The following is a 24,425-nucleotide window of genomic DNA, read 5'->3' as shown; positions in this document are numbered from 1 at the left end:
AAAGTGCGATAGCCAGCTGTAGTCGCCGCTCATTGGGTGCTCCTTGCAAAGCCGCGGGCGGCGCGTTTTTCCAGGAAGTGCATGCTGGTCATCGCCAGTACGGTCAGGCCCAGGTACATGAATGCGGCGACCATGAAGAAGGTGAAGGGTTGCTTGGTCACGGTCACGCCGATCTGCGCGTGGCGCATGATTTCTTCCAGGCCGATCACCGACACCAGCGCGGTGTCTTTCATCAGGATCATGAACAGGTTGCCCAGGCCCGGCAGGGCGATGCGCCACATCTGCGGCATGATCAACCGGGTGAAAATCCGAAACTTCGACAGCCCCAACGCCACACCGGCTTCGCGATGGCCCTTGGGGATGGCGAGGATCGCGCCGCGGAACACTTCGGTGGCGTAGGCGCCGAAGCACAGGCCCAGGGCGATGACGCCAGCGGCAAAGGCACTCAGCGACAGGTCGGGGTTGCCGAAAAACTCACCGAGGGCACGCATCAGGTTGACGGTGCCGAAGTAAATCAGCAGCACCCACAGCAGCTCGGGAATACCGCGCACGATGGTCGAATACGCACCGCCCAGCCATTGCAGTGGCTTGTACGGCGAAGTCTTGGCCAAGGCGCCGGCAAGGCCGAGCACCAGCCCCAGGCACAGGGCCGTGAGTGCCAGTTTGACGGTCATCAGCGCGCCGGCGGCGAGGGCCGGGCCGAATCCGTAGAGATCGAAATTCATGGTGTTTTCATATCGCGGCAGGCATTGCTAAGAGCCGGCGCGCTCACCAGGAGCGCGCCGGGCAGGCCGTTCAGATCATTCGATGCTGAACGGGAAGTACTTGTCGTTGATCTTCTTGTAGGTGCCGTCTGCCTTGATCTCTGCCAGGGCTTTGTTCAGGCGCTCGCGCAGCGGGTCGCCTTTGCGTACGGCGATACCGATCTTGTCGCTTTCTACAACGGGGTCGCCTTTGAATTCATAGGCCGAACCGTCTTTGCTCTTGAGCCATTCGTACTGCACGTACTTGTCGGCCAGGATGCCGTCGAGGCGACCGGAGGTCAGGTCGAGGTAGGCGTTTTCCTGGGTGTCGTAGAGCTTGGCTTCGGTGTCCGGCAGCTTGTCTTCCAGGTAGGTACCGGCCAGCGTTGCGCGCTGTGCACCGATCACCTTGCCTTTGAGGTAGGCGGCGTCGGTCTTGAAGTCCGCAGTGGCTTTGGGCGCAATGAACTGCAGCTTGTTGGAGTAGTACGGGTCGGTGAAGTCCACTGCCTGCTTGCGTTCGTCGGTGATCGACAGCGAGGACACCAGGAAGTCGAATTTCTTGGCGTTCAGGGCCGGGATGATGCCGTCCCAGTCGGACACATACACTTCGCACTTCTCGACTTTCATCTTGGCGCACAGGGCGTCGCCGATGTCTTTGTCGAAGCCGACAACGTTGCCGCTGGCGTCTTTATTGTTGAATGGCGGGTAGGCCGCTTCGATCCCCATTTTCAAGGTTTCTGCCATGGCTGTGGCGCTGAACGCCATCGAGACGGCCGCGGCCAGAAGGAATTTTTTATAGTTCTGCATGCATGTTGCTCCGTTAGCGGTTGCTGGACATGAATTGTTTGCAGCGCGCCGAAAGCGGGTTTTCAAATACCTGCTGTGGCGATCCTTGCTCCTCGACCAGGCCCTGGTGCAAAAACACCACTTCGCTGGACACCTGACGAGCAAAGCCCATTTCGTGGGTGACCAGCAGCATGGTGCGGCCTTCTTCGGCCAGTGCGCGGATCACATTAAGTACTTCCTGGACCATTTCCGGGTCAAGCGCCGATGTCGGCTCGTCGAACAGAATGACTTTAGGCTGCATCGCCAAGGTACGCGCAATCGCCGCACGTTGTTGTTGGCCGCCAGAGAGCTGGGCAGGGTAGGCGTGGCGCTTGTCGGCGATACCGACCTTGGCCAGCAGGGCCTCGGCCACTTCTATGGCTTCGGCCTTGCTCTGGCCGAGCACACGCCGAGGAGCCTCGATGATGTTGTCGAGGATGCTCATGTGCGGCCACAGGTTAAAGTTTTGAAACACAAACCCGATTTCGCTGCGCAGGCGGTTGATCTGCTTGCCGTCGGCAGCCATCAGTTCGCCGTTTTTCGCGGCCTTGAGCTTGAGTTCTTCGCCGGCCACCAGGATCTGGCCCTGGTGCGGGTTCTCCAGCAGGTTGATGCAGCGCAGGAAGGTGGACTTGCCGGAACCGGAGGAACCCAGGATCGAGATCACATCGCCGTCGCGAGCGGTCAGCGAGATACCTTTGAGTACCTCAAGCTCACCATAGCGTTTATGCAAGTTGCGGATTTCAAGCGCGGGCGTGGCCTCGGCCATGTGCGGTCCTCATTGTGTTCGTTGCGATCTTCGCTGTTGGGCCGCCTTCCTGGCGAGGCGCCAAGCTAGCATAGCGTTTGGATGACAGCCAACAGCGCTGCGGACGGTTAACCGATGGTCTGCGGCAGGGTGTCGCATCGGCGCAGCAGTGTGTCGCGCCATCAACAACCTACAGACGTTTGACCCGGAAAGATCCACAGGCTTCGCGTAAAAAAGGGCGCGATGGTGCCAGCTTTGGCCGGGTGTTGGAAGGGTTAACCGGGCAAACGGTCCATATCAGCCCGCTTATGGGGCGTCACGTACTTTTTGTGTGTGTTTTTGGTGCGTCGAGATGCCGTGAATGTGAGTCGCACGGTAACGCTATAGCGGAATGCCATTGTTCTCAATGACTTGCGATAGATAGCGAATTGTCCTACAGCCCCCGCCCACTGTGGTTCTGAAATATTTTGGCGCAAATCTTGCGTAAAAAATAAAGAACGCCCTGTTGGATTCTTTTCACGAGAAAGGCTGCAAGCCGGGCGAACCGTTTTCGCAATTCCTCGCAAAGGTGTGTCAATGAGTAGTACGCAAAGCTCCAATGACCTCGAACAGGGGCTCAAACCGCGTCACGTCACCATGCTGTCGATTGCCGGTGTCATCGGCGCCGGTTTGTTTGTCGGCTCCGGCCATGCGATCGCTGCTGCCGGCCCGGCTGTACTGTTGGCCTATGCGGCCGCCGGTACGCTGGTGGTCTTGGTGATGCGCATGCTGGCCGAGATGGCCGTTGCGTCACCGGATACCGGTTCGTTCTCTACCTATGCCGACCGGGCCATCGGCCACTGGGCCGGTTTCACCATTGGCTGGCTCTACTGGTGGTTCTGGGTGCTGGTGATTCCGCTGGAAGCCAACGCGGCGGCGACCATCCTGCACGCCTGGTTCCCCGACGTAGCGATCTGGGTGTTCACCCTGGTGATTACCTTGCTGCTCACCGCCACCAACCTGTTCAGCGTGAAGAACTACGGTGAGTTCGAGTTCTGGTTTGCATTGATCAAGGTCGTGGCGATCGTCGGCTTTGTGATCCTCGGCCTGGCCGCGATCTTCGGCTTCTTGCCCACCAGCCAGGTCAGCGGTGTTTCGCACCTGTTCGACACCCAAGGGTTCATGCCCAACGGCATGGGCGCGGTATTGGCGGCGATCCTGACCACCATGTTCTCGTTCATGGGCACCGAGATTGTCACCATCGCCGCAGCCGAATCGAAAAACCCAGGCCAGCAAATCACCAAGGCCACCAATTCGGTGATCTGGCGGATTGGTTTGTTCTACCTGTTGTCGATCTTCATCGTGGTGTCCCTGGTGCCTTGGAACGATCCGACTCTGGCGGCCGTAGGTTCCTACCAGACCGTGCTGGAGCGCATGGGCATTCCGAACGCCAAGCTGATTGTCGACCTGGTAGTGCTGGTTGCCGTAACCAGCTGCCTCAACTCGGCGCTGTACACCGCGTCGCGCATGCTGTTTTCCCTGGGCCGTCGCGGTGACGCACCGGCCGTGGCCAAGCGTACCAACAAGAGCGGCACGCCTTACTGGGCGGTGTTGCTGTCTACCGGTGCTGCGTTCCTGGCGGTATTCGCCAACTACGTCGCCCCGGCGGCGGTGTTCGAATTCCTGCTGGCCAGCTCCGGCGCCATCGCGTTGTTGGTGTATCTGGTGATTGCCGTATCGCAACTGCGCATGCGCCAGAAGCGTACGGCGGCGGGTGAGAAGATCGTCTTCAAAATGTGGCTGTTCCCAGGCCTGACGTACGCGGTAATGGTGTTTATCGTCGGTACCTTGACCATCATGCTGTTCCAGGAAGCGCACCGGGTCGAGATCATCGCCACCGGGGTTCTGAGCTTGCTGGTGGTATTGGCGGGGTTGGTGGTGGCGAGCCGTCGCAAGGCTCAAAGAGTGGGGGCTGCGGCGCTTAACTGACGAGATACGGTGAGTAGAGCGCCACAAAACAATGTGGGAGCCGGGCTTGCCCGCGATGACGGACTGCCAGTCGATGTATTCGTCGCCTGACACACCGCCATCGCGGGCAAGCCCGCTCCCACATTTTTGTTTTGTGTCAGTCGGGGGCGTTGGCCAGGGCCTGGGAAGCCGCTACGTAATCGGCCTGGAACTGCGGCGATTCGATCCACGCTAACGCCGCGGCTTCGTCATCGCTGTCCGTCGCCCACTGCCGATACTCGATCAGCGCCGCCAGGATAAAGTCGGTCGCTTCCTCTTCGCCTTCCTGCTCCAGCACCAACGCCAGCAACGGGTGCGCCAGGAACACCGCACACAGGGCCTGCTGGCTGATCTCGCCGGCGGTACGCATTTCGACGAACAGCTCAGTCAAATCCACCGACTCAAGGTCGATGCGGCTGTCGTCGCCCGCGAAAGCATCTGGCTTGGGCGCCACGGCGCGCTGGGTGCGGTTTTGCTTGGCCTTGGCTTTTGCCCGATGGGCGCGTTTTTGCTGCTTGTTTGGCGAGGCCATGGGCTCGACGTCCTTGGGGTTTGGGTCTAGAGGGTGTATTGAAGCGCAGGTTGGGGTAAATCCCAAGGGTTTCTCGGCCGGCAATGACTGCTGTAATGCTCGACCTTATCTGCGTGGGTACTTAGGCTGACAGTCTATTGATCCACCAGAGCCCGCCCATGACCCGCGACACCCTGGAACACCATCAGGTCCCGATCTACTTCGTTGCCGTCTTTGTGGCCGTCACGTTCGGCCTGCTCTGGCCCTTATCAGCGCATGGCCTCAGCCTTTGGGTAACACCTGCCATTGCTGTGCTGATGTACGCGATGTTTCTGCAAATTCCCTTTCTGGAACTGCGCCAAGGCTTGGGCAACAAGCGCTTCCTGGCGGCCTTGCTGTTGGCCAATTTCATCCTGGTGCCCTTGCTGGTGTGGGGGTTGACCCGCGGCCTGGTTGAGCGCCCGGCGTTGCTGGTGGGCGCTTTGCTGGTGTTGCTGACGCCCTGTATCGATTATGTGGTGGTGTTTACCCATATCGGCAAGGGCGATTCGCGGTCGATGCTGGCGGCAACACCGCTGCTGCTGTTGCTGCAACTGCTGTTGTTGCCGGTCTACCTGGGGCTGATGTTGGGCGAGCAATCCAGCGTGGTGGTAGCGGTGGGGCCGTTTGTCGAGGCCTTCGTGGGGCTGATTGTGATACCGATGCTCCTGGCGGTCCTGACCAGCGCGCTTGCGCGGCGTTCGAGCGCAATGGGTCGTTGGAACAGTGCCTGGGCGTGGATGCCTGTGCCAGCGATGGCGTTGGTGTTGTTTGTAGTGCTGGCTTCGCACATCACGGCAGTGGTGCGGGATATCAATGTGTTGCTGCCAGTCATTCCGGTCTACGTGACCTTTGTATTACTGGCGCCGTTGATGGGCATTGTGGCTGCGCGGCTGTTCGCACTGCCAGCGTCGACAGCGCGGGCGGTGACGTTCAGTGCGTCGACCCGTAATTCGCTGGTGGTTTTGCCATTGGCACTGGCCTTACCGGAAGACGTGCGCGGCTTGGCCGCAACGGTGGTGATCCTGCAAACCCTGATCGAGTTGGTTGCCGAATTGCTCTACGTTCGCCTGATCCCGGCAGTGGTGTGGCCCACCAGTCGGTAACCGCGTGAATGTTCAGGTCTGTTCAGGCGCCATTCAGGGGCGCGTTCGGCACCATACGCCAGCGCTTCCCACCTGACAGGTCACCCGATGGATCACTGCAACCGTTTTCGCCTGGAGTCACTGGGTATTTTCCTGGTCGCTCTGTTGTTATTCACTGTGGGCATCTGGGATCAGCAGCCCCAGGGTTTTGACGGGCGTTGGGCGCTGTTCCTGCAGGAAATGTATCGCCATGGCGCGAGCCTTTTCCCCACCACCTACGGCCAGCCCTACGCGGATTACCCCGGCACCGCGACCTTCTTCAGTTATGTCTTCGCCCGCTTGTTTGAGGCGCCGAACCACTTGGCGAATGTGCTGCCCACGGCGCTCGCATCGGCGGGGGTGATCGCGTTGATGTTCCGCCTGCTGGCGCCCTACAGCCGTGCCTGGGCGCTGCTGACGGTGTTACTGACTCTGCTCACCGCCCAGTTGCTCGAAAAGTCGCGCTCGGTGTGCCTGGACCAAATGGTCGCGTTGTTATGCGTGGGCAGTTTCTACCTGCTGCACACCGGCGAACGCCTCGGGTCACGGCTGAGGCAACTGGCGGTGTTCCCGCTGTTCATCCTGGGTTTCGCCATACGTGGGCCGCTGGGGTTGATTGAAGTCTGCGCGGTGGTGTGTGTGTATTGGGCGTTGGGCAAGCCGGGGGAGCGCGTCCGGCAGGTGCTGATCCACGGCGTTATTGGCTTGGTATTGCTCGCCGCATGCTGGTGGCTACTGATGAAGCTTGCGCGGCTCAGTGGCGGCGATGCCTTTGCCGATGAAGTCTTCAAGATGCAAGTCGGTGGGCGTCTGGATGAGTCGGGAGAGCCGTTCTACTTCTATTTTCAACTGAGCTTGTACCGTTACTTCCCGGTAGTACCGCTGGCGTTCGCGACCCTGTTCGCGTTGCGCCATCGCTGGCCCGAGCGCTGGGCCAATGAGCACCTGCAATTACTGGTGCGCTTTGGGGGCTGCGGCTTGATCATTCTGCTCGGCCTATCGGTACCGCACTTCAAGCGCGCTTATTACATTTTGCCGATGGTGCCGATGTTTGCGGCTGTCGCTGCCTATGGGCTGCTGCATGCGCAAGGCTGGCTGGTGCGCGTGCGCCATGGCTACGAGTGGCTCGTCGCGGCGCTGCCGGCGTTGTGCGTGGTTGTGGTGTTTGTGTGTCGATACGCCTGGCACAAGCAGGGCTACTGGCCGGACATTTCCTTGCCGTTGATGATCGGCGCGTTGGTGGTGCTGCAAGTTGCGGCGTTGATGGCCTGGCGGCGAGCATGGCGGTTGGTGTGGATCAGCCTGATCGCCCTGGCGGCGCAATGGCTGTTGCTGGTGACGGTGATAGAGCCGGCCAAGGACCTGCAATTCGACACCCGGCGGTTTGTCAGCCAGGTGGAGGCGCTGCGCCAGGCGCAGCCGGGCCCTTTGGTGTTTGTCGACCTGGCGCGGGATACCTGGGCGGTGCGCTACATGATGAACCTGGATCACGATGAACAGCCGCTGTTTGTCGGGCGTCACGAGCTTGAGAAGCTGGCGGCGCTGCCCCGGCCTTCCTGGGTGATTGTGTCGCGCAAGGAGACTTCGCTGTTGAAGGGCTCGCCGGTGGAGCACTTGGCTCCGAGCTATCAGGGGCGCTTGAATGACAACCCGTTGATGGTGTTTTTGCTCAAGTAAGGAGGCCCTTTAGCGAAGGGCCTGTCGAGCAGATGATTATTTGCAACGGAAGCTTTCAGGCATCGTGACCGTATAGTTGCGCTGCACACGGTCCTGGAAATTCAGGTTCTGCAAACCCTGCTGTACCAGAAAGGCTTCGACTTTGGCGGCTTGGCAATCGTCGTTATAGGACGACGCCCGTAGCAGGTAGACCGCACGCCTGCTCGCTTCATCGCGAGCGGTGACCCGGAAGGTGGTGAGCGTGGTGTAGCCGGTGCGCTCCGAGGTCCCTACCGGGCCGTAGGAGGTGTTTGGAGTGCTGGTGCAGGTCAGTTGGTCGGTCTTTTTCTTGTTCTTTTTGCATTGGGTGGTGGTGCTTTTTGCAACTTGCCCGTATTCGGTAGCGGTGTAGCGATACGTCACCTGCTTGCTGTCGACATCCAGGGTGACGGTCATTTTAATCGGCGCGTGGTTCTTGGGCAGTGTGGTGTCGGTGAAGACATTGCCAAAGCCCTGGTCTTGCATGGCGCGAACCATGTCGCGCAGGTAGTAGCGGGCATTGAGTGAGTTTTCATCGCTGCCGCCCGTGGAAGTCACTAACACGGTTGCCTGGCGGTCAAAGTGGTAGTCGGGATCAGGCGTTGCGTTGATTGCTACGTCCAACTGCGTGGCACACCCACTGAGCAGGGCGGTCAGTATTAATAGGGTGCAAAGCAAGAAGCGGGTCATGAAAAAACCTTACAACTGAGAATTGGGTAAAGGCTGAACGATTGAACCTAGAGAAAAATAACCAGTACGGGGGATAAAAGCCTGATGGCTTTCCTCTGCCAATCGCAGGCACTAGGCCACTAAGGATACAGGGCAGCGGTCCTGGTCGTCATGGCACCCGTGGTTATTCAGCCTTCTGCGGGGCTGGCAGCCATCCACCACCGTCTTCGAATTTCTCGATCAGGAAGTCCACAAAGACCCGCAACTTGGGCACGGCAAATTTGCTCGGCAAGAAAATCGCATGAATGCTGTCGCCGAACGTACCCTCTGCAATGTACTTGGGCAAAATCACGCTGAGGCTGCCCTTGCGCAAATCGTCGGCGATGGAGAACGTGGGCAGCAAGCCTATGCCCACACCTTCCATCACGGCCTGCCTCACCGACTCACTGCTGTTGACGCTGAAACGCCCTGATACGCGCACTTCGGTCACTTCGCCATCGCGAATAAAACGCCAGGATGCTTCCCGCGCCAGGCCATTGATCAAGCAGTTATGTGCGGCCAAATCACCGAGCGTGGCGATGGGGGAGTGGCTGCTTAAATAACCGGGTGTTGCGCATAGTACGTAATCGAGTTTGGCTAAGCGTCGCGCTATAAAACTGTCAACGGGCGTACTGGTCAGGCGTATCGCAATATCGAACCCCTCTTCGACAATATCCACATAGCGGTCGCTCAAAGAGAGCGTGACGCTGATGTCGGGGTAGGCGTTGAGGAATTGCCCAACCAGGTTGCTCAAGTGGAGATTGCCAAAGGCAACCGATGTGGTGACCCGCAAGTGGCCCCGGGGCGCCGATTGCAAGCTTTCTACTGAGTTGAGTAATGCGCCGGTTTCCTCGGTAATCCGAACACCGTGCTGATAGGCAAGTTCTCCCGCTTCTGTGAGCGCCAGGCTTCGCGTGGTGCGGTTTAACAACTTGGCCCCGAGCGTTTCCTCAAGCCTGCGCATTTGTTTGCTGACGGTTGAGGTGGTCGAACCGAAGAAACGGGCCGCTTTGGAGAAACTTTTCAGTTCGACAACTTTAACGAAAACAAAGACATCCGAAATATTATCTGAGAAAGATTCCATTGTTTCTCCAGAGGACACAGGCTTGTTCTTTTTGGCCGTATTGTGCGCAGCGGGTGGGTTAAATACTTTGAATTCTCTAGCGGTTAAACCTTGGAGGATTCATGAAAGCCCTGACCAGAAGTTTCAATATTGCCCTGCCCGCCACTCTACTGCCTTTGCTCTTCATCGTCATGTGGAGTTCCGGTTATGTCGTTGGCAAAGTGGCACTCCCCTTTGTGGGGCCCTACACCCTGATCTTCATTCGCTTTGCCAGTGCGGCGCTGATCCTGCTGGGCGTGGCGCTTGCGACTAAAGCACCGTGGCCGAAAAGCCGCGCTCAGTTCGGCCATCTGGTGGTGGTGGGTATCCTGATCCAGGCGCTTCAGTTTGCTGGCTTGTACATGGGGCTGGATCTGGGCGTGTCGGCTGCTGTGGCCGCGCTGATTGTCGGCACGATGCCGGTGTTTACCGCGTTGGGCGCCACTCGGTTTCTTAACGAAAAAGTCAGTCGTGTTGAGTGGCTCGGCTTGGTGGGCGGATTGTTCGGTGTGGCCCTGGTGGTCTATGAACAGCTCGGTGTAAGTGCAACGGCGAGCCTGACAGGTTACTTGTGCGTAGTGCTGGCACTGGTTGGCATCACGGCCGGCAGCCTGTATCAGAAAAAATACTGCACCGGCATGGACTTGCGCACGGGCGGTTTTATCCAGTTGGCCACGGCCTCTTTCGTGATGTTCTTTCTCGCCGACCACTTTGAAAACCTCGCGGTTCAGTGGACCCCAACGATGATCTTCGCGTCCGGTTGGTTGTCACTGGTCAACTCTATTGGTGCTATCAGCATCCTCTACATTCTCATGCGCAAAGGTGAGGCGAGCAAAGTAGCAGGGCTGTTCCATCTTATTCCCGCAGTAACCGCCTTAATGGGCTTTGTATTCCTCGGTGAATCGTTCAGTGCAATTAACGCTGTAGGTTTTGCGATTACCGCACTGGCTGTTTATGCGTGCACCCATGTCAAGAAGTGAGCTCAACGTTTAACCACCCCTATCTAACGCCTCTTTATCCAGCGAACAAGGAAGTATCATGCATACCGGACAAATCCTTAAAGATGTACTCAACGCAGTGCGTAGCAAAGAAGCCTTGCCGTGGGTGCCTTATACCGCCAATGGCCGAACCAAGACCGATATCGTGCATTTGTACCAAGGGCCGGAAGTGGATGGCCCGTCGGCTGCCCTGGTACGTTATCAGCCGGGTGCCCGTACGCAGCGCCACCTTCATCCGGGCTACGAACTGATTTTTGTGCTCGATGGCGTGCTGCATAACGATGCCGGGGCGCACCCAGCAGGCACGCTTGAAGTCTGCCCGCCTGATAGCGAGCACGCGCTGTGGAGCGATGAAGGCTGCACCTTCCTGGTAGTGTGGGAAAAGCCCGTGCAGACCGTTTCCCTGGCGCAGGCGCAGCCATGATGGGCGCTCTCAATAGCGGCTTCAGCGTCCAGGCTCCCCCGGCGGCGCTCGCAGCGGCCTCGTTCGGCAGTGATTATGTGATGGAGCCTAAGCGCGTCATTACCGCCAGCCAGGCGGCGGCCCTGGTACCCGATAACTGCACCATCACCACTGGGGGGTTCGGCAGTTGCGGGCATCCAGACTTGCTCACCGAAGCACTGGCGGCGCGTTTTGCCGCTACTGCACAGCCATCAGACCTGACCCTGGTTTTTGCGGCCGGCCAGGGTGACAAGGCCAGCCGTGGGCTTAATCAACTGGCTGTCAAAGGCCTGCTGAAAAAGGTGATCGGAGGTTACTGGGCGCTTGCCCCGTCGATAGGCCAGATGGCACTGCGTGGTGAAATCCAAGCGCACAACTGGCCTCAGGGCGTAATAAGCCACCTGTTCCGCTCAATCGCCGGGGGCAAAAGTGGAGTGCTCTCAGGGATTGGCTTGCACACCTTTATCGACCCCAGGCAGGAGGGGGGCAAAGTCGGCCCGGCTACGACTGAAGAGCTGATCTCAGTAGTAAACGTTGGGGGGCGTGAAGAACTTTTCTATCCGTCGATGCCCATCAATGTCGCCTTTTTGCGCGGAAGCCGAGCAGATGTCGACGGCAATATCAGCATGGAGGACGAAGCCAACTTTCAGGACAGCCTCGCCCAGGCGCAGGCCGTTCACAATTGCGGCGGTATCGTCATTGTGCAAGTGATGGAATTGGTCGATCGCAACTCGCTCGATCCTCAGACCATCCGCATACCCGGGATCTTTGTCGATTATCTGGTTCTATCCACACCAGACACGCATTGGCAAACCTACGGTGAGGTCAGAAACAACACCTATACCGGGCGGTCACGCTCCGATATCGCAGTCACGCCGTTACCGCTGTGCGCCAAAAAAATCGTCGCGCGCCGAGCCCTGTATGAAATAGCCCGGTACAACGCACCGATCGTTAACCTGGGTATTGGCACCCCAGAGTTCATTGCAAGGGTGGCGAGCGAGGAGCGCTGCTCCGCCCATGTGCTTACGGTCGAGTCAGGGGTTATCGGTGGCACGCCTGCGCGCGGGCTGTCATTCGGCGCTTCGAGCAACCCTCAAGCGATCCTCGATCAAGCCAGCCAGTTCGACTTCTATGACGGTGGCGGTATCGATCTGGCCTTCCTCGGGTTTGGTCAGGCCGACAGCCGTGGCAACGTCAACATCAGTCGATTCGGCGGGCGGCTCAACGGCGTCGGTGGTTTTATCAACATTTCGCAAAGCGCCAAGCGCGTGGTGTTTTGTGGAACCTTCACGGCCGGTGGTTTGGAGCTGGGGTTTGAAGCCGGGCAATTAATCATTGAGCGTGAAGGGGATATCACCAAGTTTATTCAAGCCGTTGAGCACATGAGCTTCAATGCCGCCCATGCGCAATCACGCAACTGCCCGATTCTGTTCATCACCGAACGGGCTGTGCTCGTATTGAAGGACGGCCGCTTGATACTCAAGGAAGTTGCGCCGGGTATCGACATCGAGCGCGATATTCTCGCTCGCAGTACGGCCGATATCATCGTGGCTGACCACGTGGAGTTGATGCCTGCGTCGATTTTTCTCCATCAGCCGCTCTCTGTCACGGACAAGTACTGGCGTTCGCGTGACTAACTCATCATTTCAGTGATGGCTCTTCATTCTTCGCACTACGCGTTTTGGAAAACACCATGAAAAAAATAACAATTGCCATAGTGGGCGGTGGTTCTGTCGGCGTCGCATATTTTACGCAACTCATTGATGAAGCTGTCCGTCAGGGGCTGGGTCATCATTTGGATGTGCTGATCTTTGAGTCACAGAAAACACCTGGGCCGGGTTATGCGTACCAGGCCGACTTTGAGTGCAACTTGCTCAACACGCGAGCCGACGCCATGTCTGCGGTAGCAGGCGACAAGCGGCATTTTATTCGCTGGCTGGAACAGCATGGCGCAGATCAGGCGGTAGATTTTCCACAAACAGTCATCGACGATCACGCCTTCCTGCCGCGCAGCCTGTTTGGCAGATACCTGGCGCATCAGTATGAGCAGACGATGGCCTTGGCCCGCGCCCATGGCATTAAGGTCACCGCAGTGACGTCAACGGTCACAGACTTGATCTCACTGTCTGACCAGCGCCCTTGCATTGATACCGAGAGCGGCGTGGCCTACGTCGCGGATCGGGTTGTCCTCAGCATGGGAAACCTACCCTCCACGCGGTTTACTCAGCTCAATGACGTGGCTGGCTTCGTGCGCACCCCATACCCAACCCGGGACATGGTGCGCAACATACCGGCCAACGCTTCGGTGTGTGTGCTAGGGACCGGGCTGTCGGCCATTGACACTGTGCTCTCACTGACAGAAGCCGGGCACCAGGGGAAAATTGTCATGGCATCGCGCACCGGCCGTCTGCCCAGTGTGCGCGGTACCTTTAATCGGCCTCATACACTGACTCATCTGACCCGGGCCCACATCGATAACTTCTGTGATGCAAATGGGGGCCAGCTCAAGCTGCATGACGTCTTTACGATGTTGCTGCGGGAGATCGAGGAGGTTACCGGTGACGCCCTGGACTTGAAGCACATCATGAATTCGGGCGCTGGTGTGCTGGACTACATAACGTCCGAGATCATGCAGGCAGACAATGCCGAGCGTCTGTGGCAGTCGGTCATTTACTCGACCAACTCCATTATCGATTATGTCTGGCATCGCCTGTCTCGCGACGACAAGCAGGTATTCCAGACGACATTCGGCAGTCTCTGGTCTTCTTACCGAGTCTCGGTGCCGGTCAAAAATGCCCATAAGTTGCAGGCGTTGCTGAAGGCTGACCGCATACTGGTACTCGGCGGCGTCAGCCAAGTCACTTACAACGAGGCTTCAAAGGTATTCGAGACGCGCATTGACGACCGTCGCAATGCATTTCGTAGCGTCATCGAGAGTGAATATGTCATCAACGCCACCGGGTACTCCGTTCAGGTGGAACAGTCTGACGTGCCGCTCGTGGTGAATTTGCTCCGGCGCAAGTTGGCCAAGCCCAATGAGTTCGGCGGCTTTGAGCTGGACTTCGAGACCGGAAGGTTGGTGGGTGCAGCTGGTGAGGCCTGGCCTCATGTCTCGGTACTTGGCAGCCTGGCCGCTGGCACGTATTTCTGGACGAATGCGATGGACGTCAACGTCAGGTTGGCGCGGCGTCAGGTTGAAGATGCGCTCAGCGTATTGTCAGGCAGCATTTCTCACGCGGCGTTGCCTGCGGCGCGAGCACCTCGTCGTCGGTCTGTCGCTCGAAGAGGTCGCACGGCTTCTGCTTCGGAGAGCACCAGGCAGAGTAGACGCTATGGCCTGAAGGCTGCTCAGGGGAACGCAAACGTGCTTGGGGCACCCGTGCGAGGGGAATTGGCGTCGCCGACGACGCAGCTGGTCTGAGAGCGCTCTGAGTCTGGCCATTTAAAACAGGCCCACGCAGGTCGTTTTGGCTTCGGTACCTGAAGCCTGTTAAATCGCAGGCAATAAAAAACCCCAAGGAACGGGTTCCTTGGGGTTTCTCGGTATTTTGGTGCCCAGAGACGGAATCGAACCGCCGACACGGGGATTTTCAATCCCCTGCTCTACCGACTGAGCTATCTGGGCAACGGGGCGCATTAAACGGGTTTTTCAGGGGGGCGTCAAGCAAGTTTTCAAAAAATATTTAATTATTACCGTCGCTTACGTGCAGACCCCGGTTTTTGATCAATTATTGAGCAGGTGGAACGTAGCCGTCGGCCTTGGCGTATTCCTCGCCGGAAAAGAACTTGTCCATTTCGCCGGCCAGGTATTTACGGTCTTCGGCATTCATCATGTTCAGGCGCTTTTCGTTGATCAGCAGGGTCTGGTGTTTCAACCAGTCGCCCCAGGCTTTGGCGGAGACGTGGTCGTAGATGTCCTGGCCCTTGGCACCTGGGTACGGAGGGCGTTCCAGGGCTGGCAGTTCTTCTTTGTACTTGCGGCATATAACGGTGCGGGTCATGACAAAACTCCTGCGTTCAATACGTCGGCCGCGCGCTTGAGCAGTTTTTTCACCGGGGCGGCAAGGCCCAGGCGCGGCGGGGTGGCGAGGTTATACCAGAGCCAGTCGGCCTCGGCCACGTGATGGGCGGTTTCCTCGACCTGGACCAGCCAGGGTTCGATGGCCAACTGAAAATGGCTGAAGGTGTGGACCAGCCCGGGCAGTTCCTGATGCTTGCCCAGCGCCAGCGCGTGCTGGTTGGCGAGGTGATCCAGGTCTTGCAGGTCGTCCAGCTCCGGCAAGCTCCACAAGCCGCCCCACAAGCCCGTCGACGGGCGACGGTAAAGCAGGATGGCGCCCTCGGCATTGGCCAGCATCGGCATCAGCGTGCGCTTTTGTGGGATGGTCTTGCGCGGCTTGGGGATCGGGTAGCGGGTTTCCAGGCCCAGCATGTGGGCTTCGCAGCCTTTTTCCAGCGGGCACAGCAGGCAGCTGGGTTTGCTGCGGGTGCACAGGGTGGCGCCCATGTCCATCATGGCCTGGGTGTAGGCGTTGACGCGCTCAAAGGGCGTGAAGCGCTCTGCGGTGGCCCACAGCTGCTTAGCCACCTTGGGTTCGCCAGGGTAGCCCTCTTGTGCAGTAAAGCGCGCCAGCACGCGTTTGACGTTGCCGTCGAGGATCGGTGCACGCAGGCCCATGCTCAGGCTCGCAATCGCGCCAGCGGTGGACAGGCCGATACCCGGCAGTTCGGTGAGTTTTTCCACGTCGCGGGGGAATTCGCCGCCGTATTCGGCCACCACGATCTTCGCGGTCTTTTGCAGGTTGCGCGCCCGGGTGTAGTAGCCCAGGCCCGTCCACAGGTGCAGCACTTCATCTTCCGGCGCGGCGGCCAGGGCTTCGACCGTCGGCAGGGAGGCCATGAACCGGTCGAAGTAGTTGAGCACGGTGCTGACCTGGGTCTGTTGCAGCATGATCTCCGACACCCACACCCGGTAAGGCGTGATGCCCTGTTGCCAGGGCAGGTCGTGGCGGCCATGGCGGTCGTACCAGTCCAGCACCGCTTGTGAAAACTGCTCGTTTCTCATCGGTTGAACAGGCCTTTCAAAGCGTCTTTGAGCTTGGGGTTAACCTTGTCGAGTTTCTCTTCCAGCTTCTCGTTAAGGCGATTGCCGGCCGCCTTGAGAGCGACCTGGCCCAGGCCGTCCTTGTCCAGGCGGCAGGCCTTGGCGCCCAGCTCCAGCGGGCCACGGCAGCGCAGCGGTACCTCAATGCCCTGGAAGTTGGCGCCGACCTGGCAGGCCGGGTCCGGCACATCGCGCTTGTCGCCTTCGACGATGATGCCCACGCGGTAGTCCATGCCCAGCACGCGCAAGTCCACATCACCGTTGCCGTTGAGCGTCAGGCCCGGGATGCGCACTTTCAGGTCGGGGTTGCTGGCCACGCCGTTACGGAACGTGAGGTTGCCGCGCAGTTCCTGGAAGGGTGTGTCCTTGCCGCCTGGCGTGGTGCTCAGGGTCTTGCGGTTGAGCAGGGCGATGCCGGTACACAGTTGCTGCTCGATGTTGGCATTGAGCAACACGCCGTTGTTGATCACGAGGTTGGCGGTACCGTTGAGGCTGTCGATCAGGGCTTTCTGGCTGTTGCCGCGGCCGCTGAGGTTGCTGTCGAGGGTGAGCTGGCCTTTGACCGGCGGGGTTTTCCCTTGGGCCTGCAGGATGCGTTCAACAGGCACCTGCTTGATGTGGCTTTGCAGGGCCAGCACGGGCGTGTCCTGGCGTACGTCGAGTGTGCCGTTGGCCTGGAACGTGCCGTTGTAGAGACCGCCGCTGAGGGTGTCGAGCTTGAGTTGACCGTCAATGCCGGATGCTTTGAGCACCGCGTTCTGAATGGGCAGTTGGCTCAGGGTCAGCTCGCCAAAAGCCAGGTCTGCATTCACGTCCAGGCTGCGCAGGCGGGTCAGCGGCAGCAGTTTGTCGTTGCTCCAGGCGCCTTTGGTCGGCGCCTCCGGCAATGGCGTGTTGCCGCCTGCGGCCATGGCGCCCGCTTCGCTGCTCTGTACTTCGGCCTGGCGTGCGGCGGTTGCACCTTTGGCGGCTTCGGATTTGGCCGGCAGGTAATTGTCGGCATTGAAAGTATCGCCCTTGAGCTGCACACGCAGGGACTGCTTGGCGAAATCATCCACGGCGACACGGCCGGTGAAGGTGCTGCCATCGAGCTTAAGGTTCAGGTCTTCCAGGGCGACGCTGGTGGGCGTGCCCTTGAGGCGGCTCACCAGCTCGACCTTGCTCAGGCTGCCGGGGGCCATGGCAGGCAGCGGATGACCGACGCTCTCAAGAAACTTGGCTAGGTCAAACTGGGCGACCGACAGCGCGCCGCTGATCTGCGGGGTCTTGTCCAGGTCATTGGCCTTCAGTTCGCCCAACGCGCGCAACTGGTTGGCCGCCAGTTTCAGGTTGGTCCACTCGGCGACGTTGGCCGCCAGGTCCACCAGCAATTGGCCTTGGGTGGAGAAGCTCACCGTCTTGCCTTGCAACGGCTCACCAGTGGCCTCGCCACTAAAACGCATGTCTTCGAACTGGTAACGCTTGAGCGCACGCTGGATGCGCAAGTTGCCGTTCAGCTCAGTCTTGACCCGCATCAGCGGCTGGTTACTGCCCAGGAAGGCCGTGAGTTTCAGCGGGATGCTGGCGCCTTCGTGGATGGCACCGGCACTCAGCTGGATGCTTTCGGCACTCAGCTGCTTGCCGGTCTGTTCATCGGTGTATTCGACGCGGGCGTTGTTGATGGTCAGGCTGTCGATATCCAGGCGGATCGGCTGCGGTGGCTTTTCTGGTTTGGTTTCCGCCACGGGCTCGACCGGCGCGGGAGCGGGGGTACCTGTGGTTTCGTCGGGCAGGTTCTTGCCGATGTCTTCCCAGTTGCCGTGGCCCTGCTTGTCGCGGTTCAGGCGCAGGTTCAGGCCTTCGACACGCACATCGCTCATCTGCACTTCGCGGCGCAGCAGTGGCAGTACGCGTACCGACAAGCCGAGCATCTGCAAGTCGGCAAAGGGTTGCGTGGGCGCGGTCAGGGTCGCGACGCTGGCCTCGTGCAGTTCCAGGCCCAGCCAGGGGAACAGGCTCCAGCCGATATCGCCATTGAGCGTCAGCTCGATGTGGGCCTTGTCGCGGGCTATCTGGCGAATTTCTTCTTTGTAGTCGTTGGGATCGAAAAGGTGGGTCAGGGCAAAGCCGAGCGCCACAATGATCAGCAACAGCCCGAGAAGTACCAGACCCAGGATTTTGCCGAACGCTTTCATGGGCGAGTCCTTGTATGTCGATTTCAAAATTTAGCCGCAGAGTATAACGCTCGACGGCCCGCGTCAGTTCACGGATCGTTACATTGTATCCATGGGCGCGGAAATAGGATTTTGACGTCAAGAAAATACAGATAATCCAAAAAGGTAGTGGCAATCTGATTTTTCTCACATCCACTGGTGCTAATCTCTGCACGTTCGTCCGCCTTCTGCGACTTAAGGTCGCGCCTAAAGGGAAGTTCCACTCAACAAAACGGCCACGCTTTGCGTGCAAGGCCGAGGGAGAGAGCGCCTGACGGACGCATACCAATAACTGGGGGAAACACCAATGAGCACTAGCACTGTGGCCGGCACTGACGCCGCACAGCCTGCGTTCCTGTCCAAGGAGCGCATCATCGCCAAGCCGGGCTTCAACCGCTGGCTGGTTCCACCGGCCGCCTTGGCCATCCACCTGTGCATCGGCATGGCCTATGGCTTCTCGGTGTTCTGGCTGCCGTTATCCAAGGCGCTGGGCATCACCGCGCCAGTGGCTTGCGCACCGGACATGGGCTTTATCGCTCAAGTCTTCTCGTCTCAATGCGACTGGCCCATCTCCATGCTGGGTTGGATCTACACCCTGTTCTTCATCTTCCTGGGCTGCTCCGCAGCGATCTGGGGCGGCTGGCTGGAACACGCCGGGCCGCGTAAGGCCGGGGTTGTCTCGGCGCTGTGCTGGTGTGGTGGCCTGCTGATCTCGGCCCTGGGTATCTATACCCACCAGATCTGGCTGATGTGGATCGGCTCCGGGGTCATTGGCAGCATTGGCCTGGGCCTGGGCTATATCTCGCCCGTTTCGACCTTGATCAAGTGGTTCCCGGACAAGCGCGGCATGGCCACCGGCATGGCGATCATGGGCTTTGGCGGCGGCGCGATGGTGGGCGCACCTTTGGCCGCAGCGCTGATGGGCCATTTCTCTTCACCGACCAGCGTCGGTGTATGGCAGAGCTTTGTGGTCATGGCGGCGATTTACTTCGTGTTCATGATCGGTGGTGCACTGCTGTACCGCGTTCCGCCAACCGGCTGGAAGCCTGAAGGCTGGACCGCGCCAGCGAAGAAAGCCAGCAATGCGATGATCACTCACCGCCATGTGCATGTGAATGTTGCGTGGAAAACCCCGCAGTTCCGTCTGGTATGGCTGGTGCTGTGCCTGAACGTGTCGGCCGGTATCGGCATCCTGGGCATGGCTTCGCCGCTGCTGCAGGAAGTGTTTGGCGGCAAGCTGTTGGGTGTCGATGTGCCATTTGGTCAATTGGATGCGGGCCAGTTGGCATCCATTGCGGCCATCGCCGCTGGCTTTACTGGTCTGTTGAGCTTGTTCAACATCGGTGGCCGGTTCTTCTGGGCCTCGTTCTCTGACTACCTGGGGCGTAAAAACACCTACTTCGTGTTCTTCGCCCTGGGCTTTGCCCTGTACGCACTGATCCCGAACCTGGGGCACCTGGGTAACGTGGCGCTGTTCGTGGCCGCGTTCTGCATCATCCTGTCGATGTACGGCGGTGGTTTTGCCACGGTCCCGGCCTACCTGGCCGACCTGTTCGGTACCCAGATGGTTGGCGCGATCCACGGTCGCCTGTTGACCGCCTGGGCTGCTGCGGGCGTGTTGGGCCCGGTGCTGGTGAACTACCTGCGTGAATACCAGTTGAGCATCGGCGTTGAACGCGCTGCGGCCTACGACATCACCTTGTACATCCTCGCCGGCCTGCTGGTGCTGGGCTTTATCTGCAACCTGCTGGTGCGCCCGGTGGCCGATAAATACTTCATGACTGATGCAGAACTTGCCGCCGAACAGGCGCTGGGCCATGACAAAGGTGCCGATGCCACCACCGTGCTGGAGTGGAAAGCCTCCGCCGCCAGCAAGCCGCTGGCGATTGCCGCGTGGCTGGTGGTGGGTATTCCGTTGGCGTGGGGTGTGTGGGTGACCCTGCAGAAGACTGCAGTACTGTTCCACTGACACCGCAGTAAGAGTGGGCCCGGTTCCTGTAGGAGCCGGGCTTGTGTGGGAGCTGGCTTGCCTGCGATAGCATCACTACGGTGTAACTGATACACCGAGGTGTCTGCATCGCAGGCAAGCCAGCTCCCACACAAGCCAGCTCTCACATAAACCCTTGCTCACATGTATGCACATGTCTATCCCCGACATTCCTCGCTCCAACTCGTCAGTCTTATCCCCTTCGTTGTTTCTGTTTAGCGCCCGCGCCCCTATAATGGCTGCCTTTTTCGCCCAATGATTTTGCGGAGCTGGTGATGGCCGAACGTAAGGCATCTGTCGAGCGCGACACTCTGGAAACCCAGATCAAAGCCTCGATCAACCTGGATGGCACCGGAAAGGCCCGATTCGATATCGGTGTACCTTTTCTTGAGCACATGCTGGACCAGATCGCCCGTCACGGGCTGATCGACCTGGATATCGTCGGCAAAGGCGACCTGCACATCGACGACCACCACATGGTGGAAGACGTGGGTATCACCCTCGGCCAGGCGTTTGCCAAGGCCATCGGCGACAAAAAAGGCATCCGTCGCTACGGCCATGCCTATGTCCCGTTGGATGAAGCGCTGTCCCGTGTGGTCATCGACTTCTCCGGTCGCCCGGGCTTGCAGATGCACGTGCCTTACACCCGCGCGAATGTGGGCCGTGGCTTTGACGTCGACCTGTTCCAGGAATTCTTCCAGGGTTTCGTCAACCACGCACTGGTCAGCCTGCACATCGATAACCTGCGCGGCACCAACACCCACCACCAGATCGAAACCGTGTTCAAGGCTTTCGGCCGCGCACTGCGCATGGCTGTGGAAGTCGATGAGCGCATGGGCGGGCAAATGCCGTCGACCAAGGGCGTTCTGTAATGCAGACGGTCGCGGTTATCGACTACGGCATGGGTAACCTGCACTCGGTGGCCAAGGCCCTTGAGCATGTAGGTGCCGGCAAGGTGCTGATCACCAGCGATGCCAACGTGATTCGCGAAGCCGACCGCGTGGTGTTCCCCGGTGTAGGCGCGATTCGCGATTGCATGGCCGAGATCCGCCGCCTGGGCTTTGACAGCCTGGTGCGCGAGGTAAGCCAGGACCGCCCGTTCCTCGGCATCTGCGTGGGCATGCAAGCCTTGCTCGACAGCAGTGAAGAGAACGGCGGTGTCGACTGCATCGGCCTGTTTCCGGGCCAGGTGAAGTTCTTCGGCAAAGACCTGCATGAGGACGGCGAGCACCTCAAAGTCCCACACATGGGCTGGAACGAAGTGCGCCGCACCGTCGACCACCCACTGTGGCACGACATCCCGGACATGGCGCGTTTCTACTTCGTGCACAGCTACTACATCGCCGCCGGTAACCCGCGTCAGGTGGTGGGTGGCGGGCATTACGGCGTCGATTTTGCCGCCGCGCTGGCCGATGGCTCGCGCTTTGCCGTGCAGTTTCACCCGGAGAAGAGCCATACCCATGGCCTGCAATTGCTGCAGAACTTCGCCGCGTGGGATGGTCGCTGGTAAATGGCCAGGAAACCGAAGCAGCCGATCTTGAACCTCGCGCCCGAGCAGGAGCGTGAGGCTACCGACAAGATCAAGCGATTCATGGAGGACCGTTTCGAGCTCAAGCTGGGCTCGTTCGAGGTCGCCGAGATTCTTGAGCTGTTCACCACCGAAGTGGCGCCGCATTATTACAACAGGGCGATTTTCGACACGCAGACGCTCCTTAAAGAAAGGTTCGAAAGCATCGAAAGCGACTTGTGGTCGCTTGAGAAACCCTGATTTCCCAAGCATTGCTGAATATCGAATAAGGTTTGCCAGATGCTGATTATCCCCGCTATCGATCTCAAGGACGGCGCTTGTGTCCGCCTGCGCCAAGGCCGCATGGAAGATTCCACCGTGTTCTCCGATGACCCGGTGAGCATGGCTGCCAAATGGGTAGAAGGGGGCTGCCGTCGTCTGCATCTGGTGGACCTGAACGGCGCCTTCGAAGGCCAGCCGGTCAATGGCGAGGTGGTTACTGCCATCGCCAAGCGCTACCCGACCCTGCCGATCCAGATCGGCGGCGGTATCCGTTCCCTGGAAACCATCGAGCACTACGTCAAGGCGGGCGTGAGCTACGTGATCATCGGCACCAAGGCCGTGAAAGACCCAGCCTTCGTCGCCGAAGCCTGCCGCGCTTTCCCGGGCAAAGTGATCGTAGGCCTGGATGCCAAAGATGGCTTCGTCGCTACCGACGGCTGGGCTGAAATCAGCACCGTGCAGGTGATCGACCTGGCCAAGCAGTTCGAAGCCGACGGCGTGTCTGCCATTGTTTATACCGACATCGCCAAAGACGGCATGATGCAGGGCTGCAACGTACCCTTCACCGCAGCCCTGGCAGCGGCCACCAAGATTCCGGTGATCGCTTCCGGCGGCATTCACAACCTGGGTGACATCAAGTCGCTGCTGGACGCCAAGGCCCCCGGCATTATTGGTGCCATCACTGGCCGTGCGATTTACGAAGGTACCTTGGACGTCGCCGAAGCCCAGGCTTACTGCGATGCCTACAACGGCTGAGGACTGACCATGGCGCTGGCCAAACGCATCATCCCTTGCCTGGACGTCGACAACGGTCGCGTGGTCAAGGGCGTCAAGTTCGAGAACATCCGTGACGCCGGCGACCCGGTGGAAATCGCCCGTCGCTACGATGAGCAAGGTGCCGACGAGATTACCTTTCTCGACATCACCGCCAGCGTCGATGGCCGCGATACTACGTTGCATACCGTCGAGCGCATGGCCAGCCAGGTGTTTATCCCACTGACCGTGGGGGGTGGCGTGCGCACCGTGCAAGACATCCGCAACCTGCTCAATGCCGGTGCAGACAAGGTCTCGATCAACACCGCCGCGGTGTTCAACCCCGAGTTTGTCGGCGAAGCCGCGCAGCACTTCGGCTCGCAATGCATCGTGGTGGCTATCGACGCCAAGAAGGTGTCCGGCCCGGGCGAAACCCCGCGCTGGGAGATCTTCACCCACGGCGGGCGCAAACCTACCGGGCTGGACGCGGTGGAGTGGGCGATGAAGATGGAAGGCCTGGGCGCCGGTGAGATCCTGCTGACCAGCATGGACCAGGACGGCATGAAAAACGGCTTCGACCTGGGCGTCACCCGCGCCATCAGCGATGCCCTGGGCATTCCGGTGATCGCATCGGGTGGGGTGGGCAACCTGCAACACCTGGCCGATGGTGTACTGGAAGGCCACGCCAGCGCAGTGCTGGCAGCAAGTATTTTCCACTTTGGCGAATACACCGTTCCCGAGGCCAAGGCCTACATGGCGGCGCGTGGTATCGTCGTGCGCTAAACGCTGCTGGACACCATGGCAGGCTCGCGGCACTCTCTGCGCTTGCCATGGATTCCGGTAGCCTTCATGTTCAAACACCTGCTGCTCGCCCTCGCCAGTTCCTCCATGCTCATGGTGGCTACGGCACACGCCGAACAACCGTCTGACGCCTCCCTGGTGCTGCTGACGGAAAATTTCCCGCCCTACAACATGGCGAAAAACGGCAAGAACTTCGCCAGGGACGAGAACATCGAAGGCATCGCCGTAGACATCATGCGCGAAACCTTCAAACGTGCCGGCATTTCCTACAACCTGACCCTGCGTTTCCCTTGGGAGCGAATCTACAAACTCGCCCTGGAAAAGCCGGGTTACGGCGTGTTTGTGATGGCGCGGTTGCCAGACCGTGAAGCCTTGTTCAAATGGGTCGGCCCCATCGGCCCGGACGATTGGGTGCTATTGGCCAAGGCCGACAGCAAGATCCAACTGGAAAACCTTGAGCAGGCACGCCGCTACAAGATTGGTGCCTACAAAGGCGACGCCATTGCCGAAAGCCTGGACAAGCAGGGGCTCAAGCCGATTGTTGCCTTGCGTGACCAGGACAATGCGCAAAAGCTCTTGGAGGGCCAGATCGACCTGTGGGCCACTGGCGATCCTGCTGGGCGCTACCTGGCGCGGCAGGTGGGGGTAAACGGGCTCAAGACCGTATTGCGCTTCAACAGTGCGCAGCTTTACCTGGCGCTGAACAAGGACGTGCCGGATGAGGTGGTGGCCAGGCTTCAGGCTGCGCTGGATGAGTTACGCAAGAGTGGTCGTATAGACGAAATCATGGCGCGTTACCTCTGAGATTGGCAGGATAAACGCGATCAAAAATGTGGGAGCGGGCTTGCCCGCGATAGCAATGGGTCAGCCAAGAT

General features: G+C 59.3%; 23 protein-coding genes and 1 tRNA gene. 14 read left to right on the top strand and 10 right to left on the bottom strand.

Annotation, left to right across the window (positions count from 1 at the left end; all coding sequences use genetic code 11):
- Positions 1 to 29: 29 nt before the first annotated feature.
- The 3 genes from V8689_RS28175 to V8689_RS28165 all read right to left on the bottom strand — a co-directional run bounded on the left by V8689_RS28175 (position 30) and on the right by V8689_RS28165 (position 2,340).
- Positions 30 to 725 carry an ABC transporter permease gene (locus V8689_RS28175; protein WP_005783890.1) on the bottom strand — a complete coding sequence of 232 codons (696 nt, stop codon included), beginning with the start codon at positions 723 to 725 and terminating at the stop codon, positions 30 to 32.
- 75 nt (positions 726 to 800) lie between these two features.
- Positions 801 to 1,553 carry an ABC transporter substrate-binding protein gene (locus V8689_RS28170; RefSeq protein ID WP_003187758.1) on the bottom strand — a complete coding sequence of 251 codons (753 nt, stop codon included), beginning with the start codon at positions 1,551 to 1,553 and terminating at the stop codon, positions 801 to 803.
- Positions 1,554 to 1,566: 13 nt separating this feature from the next.
- A complete protein-coding gene (locus V8689_RS28165; RefSeq protein WP_010213906.1) occupies positions 1,567 to 2,340 on the bottom strand; it encodes an ABC transporter ATP-binding protein in 774 nt (257 codons plus the stop codon).
- Between the two features lie 555 nt (positions 2,341 to 2,895).
- On the opposite strand from V8689_RS28165, the gene gabP reads away from it, so the two are divergent.
- Positions 2,896 to 4,287, top strand: coding sequence for a GABA permease (gene gabP / locus V8689_RS28160; RefSeq protein ID WP_003187762.1), 1,392 nt, complete (start codon positions 2,896 to 2,898; stop codon positions 4,285 to 4,287).
- A 136-nt stretch (positions 4,288 to 4,423) separates the two neighbouring features.
- Here the strand turns inward: gabP and V8689_RS28155 are convergent, their stop codons facing one another.
- Entirely contained in the window at positions 4,424 to 4,837 is a 414-nt protein-coding gene (locus tag V8689_RS28155) for a hypothetical protein (RefSeq protein ID WP_047712362.1), read from the bottom strand.
- 158 nt (positions 4,838 to 4,995) lie between these two features.
- Between V8689_RS28155 and V8689_RS28150 the strand changes: the two genes are divergently transcribed.
- Both V8689_RS28150 and V8689_RS28145 read left to right on the top strand, forming a co-directional pair.
- Positions 4,996 to 5,961: an arsenic resistance protein gene (locus tag V8689_RS28150; protein ID WP_056782648.1), complete on the top strand. Its 966-nt coding sequence runs from the start codon at positions 4,996 to 4,998 to the stop codon at positions 5,959 to 5,961.
- An 87-nt stretch (positions 5,962 to 6,048) separates the two neighbouring features.
- The gene (locus tag V8689_RS28145; RefSeq protein WP_056782649.1) at positions 6,049 to 7,656 is read left to right on the top strand and encodes an ArnT family glycosyltransferase; all 1,608 of its coding nucleotides are present in this window, start codon (positions 6,049 to 6,051) and stop codon (positions 7,654 to 7,656) included.
- Positions 7,657 to 7,692: 36 nt separating this feature from the next.
- Here V8689_RS28145 and V8689_RS28140 read toward each other — a convergent pair whose 3' ends face one another.
- Positions 7,693 to 8,364, bottom strand: a complete 672-nt coding sequence (locus V8689_RS28140) for a hypothetical protein (RefSeq protein WP_056782650.1) — start codon at positions 8,362 to 8,364, stop codon at positions 7,693 to 7,695.
- 163 nt (positions 8,365 to 8,527) lie between these two features.
- On the bottom strand, positions 8,528 to 9,466 hold the full coding sequence (locus tag V8689_RS28135) for a LysR family transcriptional regulator (RefSeq protein ID WP_056782651.1): 939 nt from the start codon (positions 9,464 to 9,466) through the stop codon (positions 8,528 to 8,530).
- Between the two features lie 101 nt (positions 9,467 to 9,567).
- Between V8689_RS28135 and V8689_RS28130 the strand changes: the two genes are divergently transcribed.
- From V8689_RS28130 to V8689_RS28115, 4 genes are read left to right on the top strand one after another with little or no spacing between them, the layout of a single operon-like run.
- Positions 9,568 to 10,464 (top strand): DMT family transporter, encoded by an 897-nt coding sequence (locus V8689_RS28130; RefSeq protein ID WP_032894039.1) that lies wholly within the window; start codon positions 9,568 to 9,570, stop codon positions 10,462 to 10,464.
- Positions 10,465 to 10,522: 58 nt separating this feature from the next.
- Entirely contained in the window at positions 10,523 to 10,906 is a 384-nt protein-coding gene (locus tag V8689_RS28125; protein ID WP_056782652.1) for a cupin domain-containing protein, read from the top strand.
- Positions 10,903 to 12,561, top strand: coding sequence for an acyl CoA:acetate/3-ketoacid CoA transferase (locus V8689_RS28120; protein ID WP_082587697.1), 1,659 nt, complete (start codon positions 10,903 to 10,905; stop codon positions 12,559 to 12,561). The genes V8689_RS28125 and V8689_RS28120 overlap by 4 nt, the downstream gene beginning before the upstream one ends.
- Positions 12,562 to 12,617: 56 nt before the next feature.
- A complete protein-coding gene (locus V8689_RS28115; RefSeq protein WP_056782653.1) occupies positions 12,618 to 14,345 on the top strand; it encodes an FAD/NAD(P)-binding protein in 1,728 nt (575 codons plus the stop codon).
- A gap of 128 nt (positions 14,346 to 14,473) precedes the next feature.
- Here V8689_RS28115 and V8689_RS28110 read toward each other — a convergent pair.
- The 4 genes from V8689_RS28110 to V8689_RS28095 all read right to left on the bottom strand — a co-directional run bounded on the left by V8689_RS28110 (position 14,474) and on the right by V8689_RS28095 (position 18,202).
- A tRNA-Phe gene (locus V8689_RS28110) sits at positions 14,474 to 14,549 on the bottom strand.
- A 103-nt stretch (positions 14,550 to 14,652) separates the two neighbouring features.
- Positions 14,653 to 14,925: an oxidative damage protection protein gene (locus V8689_RS28105; RefSeq protein WP_056782654.1), complete on the bottom strand. Its 273-nt coding sequence runs from the start codon at positions 14,923 to 14,925 to the stop codon at positions 14,653 to 14,655.
- Entirely contained in the window at positions 14,922 to 15,989 is a 1,068-nt protein-coding gene (mutY, locus tag V8689_RS28100; protein WP_056782655.1) for an A/G-specific adenine glycosylase, read from the bottom strand. The genes V8689_RS28105 and mutY overlap by 4 nt, the downstream gene beginning before the upstream one ends.
- Positions 15,986 to 18,202 carry an AsmA family protein gene (locus tag V8689_RS28095; protein ID WP_056782656.1) on the bottom strand — a complete coding sequence of 739 codons (2,217 nt, stop codon included), beginning with the start codon at positions 18,200 to 18,202 and terminating at the stop codon, positions 15,986 to 15,988. Before V8689_RS28095 ends, mutY begins: the two co-directional genes overlap by 4 nt.
- 325 nt (positions 18,203 to 18,527) lie before the next feature.
- Between V8689_RS28095 and V8689_RS28090 the strand changes: the two genes are divergently transcribed.
- The 7 genes from V8689_RS28090 to V8689_RS28060 all read left to right on the top strand — a co-directional run bounded on the left by V8689_RS28090 (position 18,528) and on the right by V8689_RS28060 (position 24,354).
- Positions 18,528 to 20,189, top strand: a complete 1,662-nt coding sequence (locus V8689_RS28090; RefSeq protein WP_434520659.1) for an OFA family MFS transporter — start codon at positions 18,528 to 18,530, stop codon at positions 20,187 to 20,189.
- A gap of 293 nt (positions 20,190 to 20,482) precedes the next feature.
- Complete coding sequence (gene hisB / locus V8689_RS28085) at positions 20,483 to 21,079, top strand: imidazoleglycerol-phosphate dehydratase HisB (RefSeq protein ID WP_003187781.1); 597 nt, start codon at positions 20,483 to 20,485, stop codon at positions 21,077 to 21,079.
- Positions 21,079 to 21,717, top strand: coding sequence for an imidazole glycerol phosphate synthase subunit HisH (gene hisH / locus V8689_RS28080; protein ID WP_054897551.1), 639 nt, complete (start codon positions 21,079 to 21,081; stop codon positions 21,715 to 21,717). Before hisB ends, hisH begins: the two co-directional genes overlap by 1 nt.
- On the top strand, positions 21,718 to 21,975 hold the full coding sequence (locus tag V8689_RS28075; protein WP_032900357.1) for a DUF2164 domain-containing protein: 258 nt from the start codon (positions 21,718 to 21,720) through the stop codon (positions 21,973 to 21,975).
- A 39-nt stretch (positions 21,976 to 22,014) separates the two neighbouring features.
- Positions 22,015 to 22,752, top strand: coding sequence for a 1-(5-phosphoribosyl)-5-[(5-phosphoribosylamino)methylideneamino]imidazole-4-carboxamide isomerase (hisA, locus tag V8689_RS28070; RefSeq protein ID WP_032894030.1), 738 nt, complete (start codon positions 22,015 to 22,017; stop codon positions 22,750 to 22,752).
- Between the two features lie 9 nt (positions 22,753 to 22,761).
- Positions 22,762 to 23,532 carry an imidazole glycerol phosphate synthase subunit HisF gene (hisF, locus tag V8689_RS28065; RefSeq protein ID WP_003187786.1) on the top strand — a complete coding sequence of 257 codons (771 nt, stop codon included), beginning with the start codon at positions 22,762 to 22,764 and terminating at the stop codon, positions 23,530 to 23,532.
- 66 nt (positions 23,533 to 23,598) lie between these two features.
- Positions 23,599 to 24,354, top strand: a complete 756-nt coding sequence (locus V8689_RS28060; RefSeq protein ID WP_056782657.1) for a substrate-binding periplasmic protein — start codon at positions 23,599 to 23,601, stop codon at positions 24,352 to 24,354.
- Positions 24,355 to 24,425: the final 71 nt, after the last annotated feature.

The sequence above is a fragment of the Pseudomonas sp. AK181 genome (assembly GCF_051122975.1).
Classification (GTDB): domain Bacteria; phylum Pseudomonadota; class Gammaproteobacteria; order Pseudomonadales; family Pseudomonadaceae; genus Aquipseudomonas; species Aquipseudomonas lactis.
Note: the sequence above shows the minus strand (reverse complement) of the source record. Positions and strands in the feature narration are given on the sequence as shown.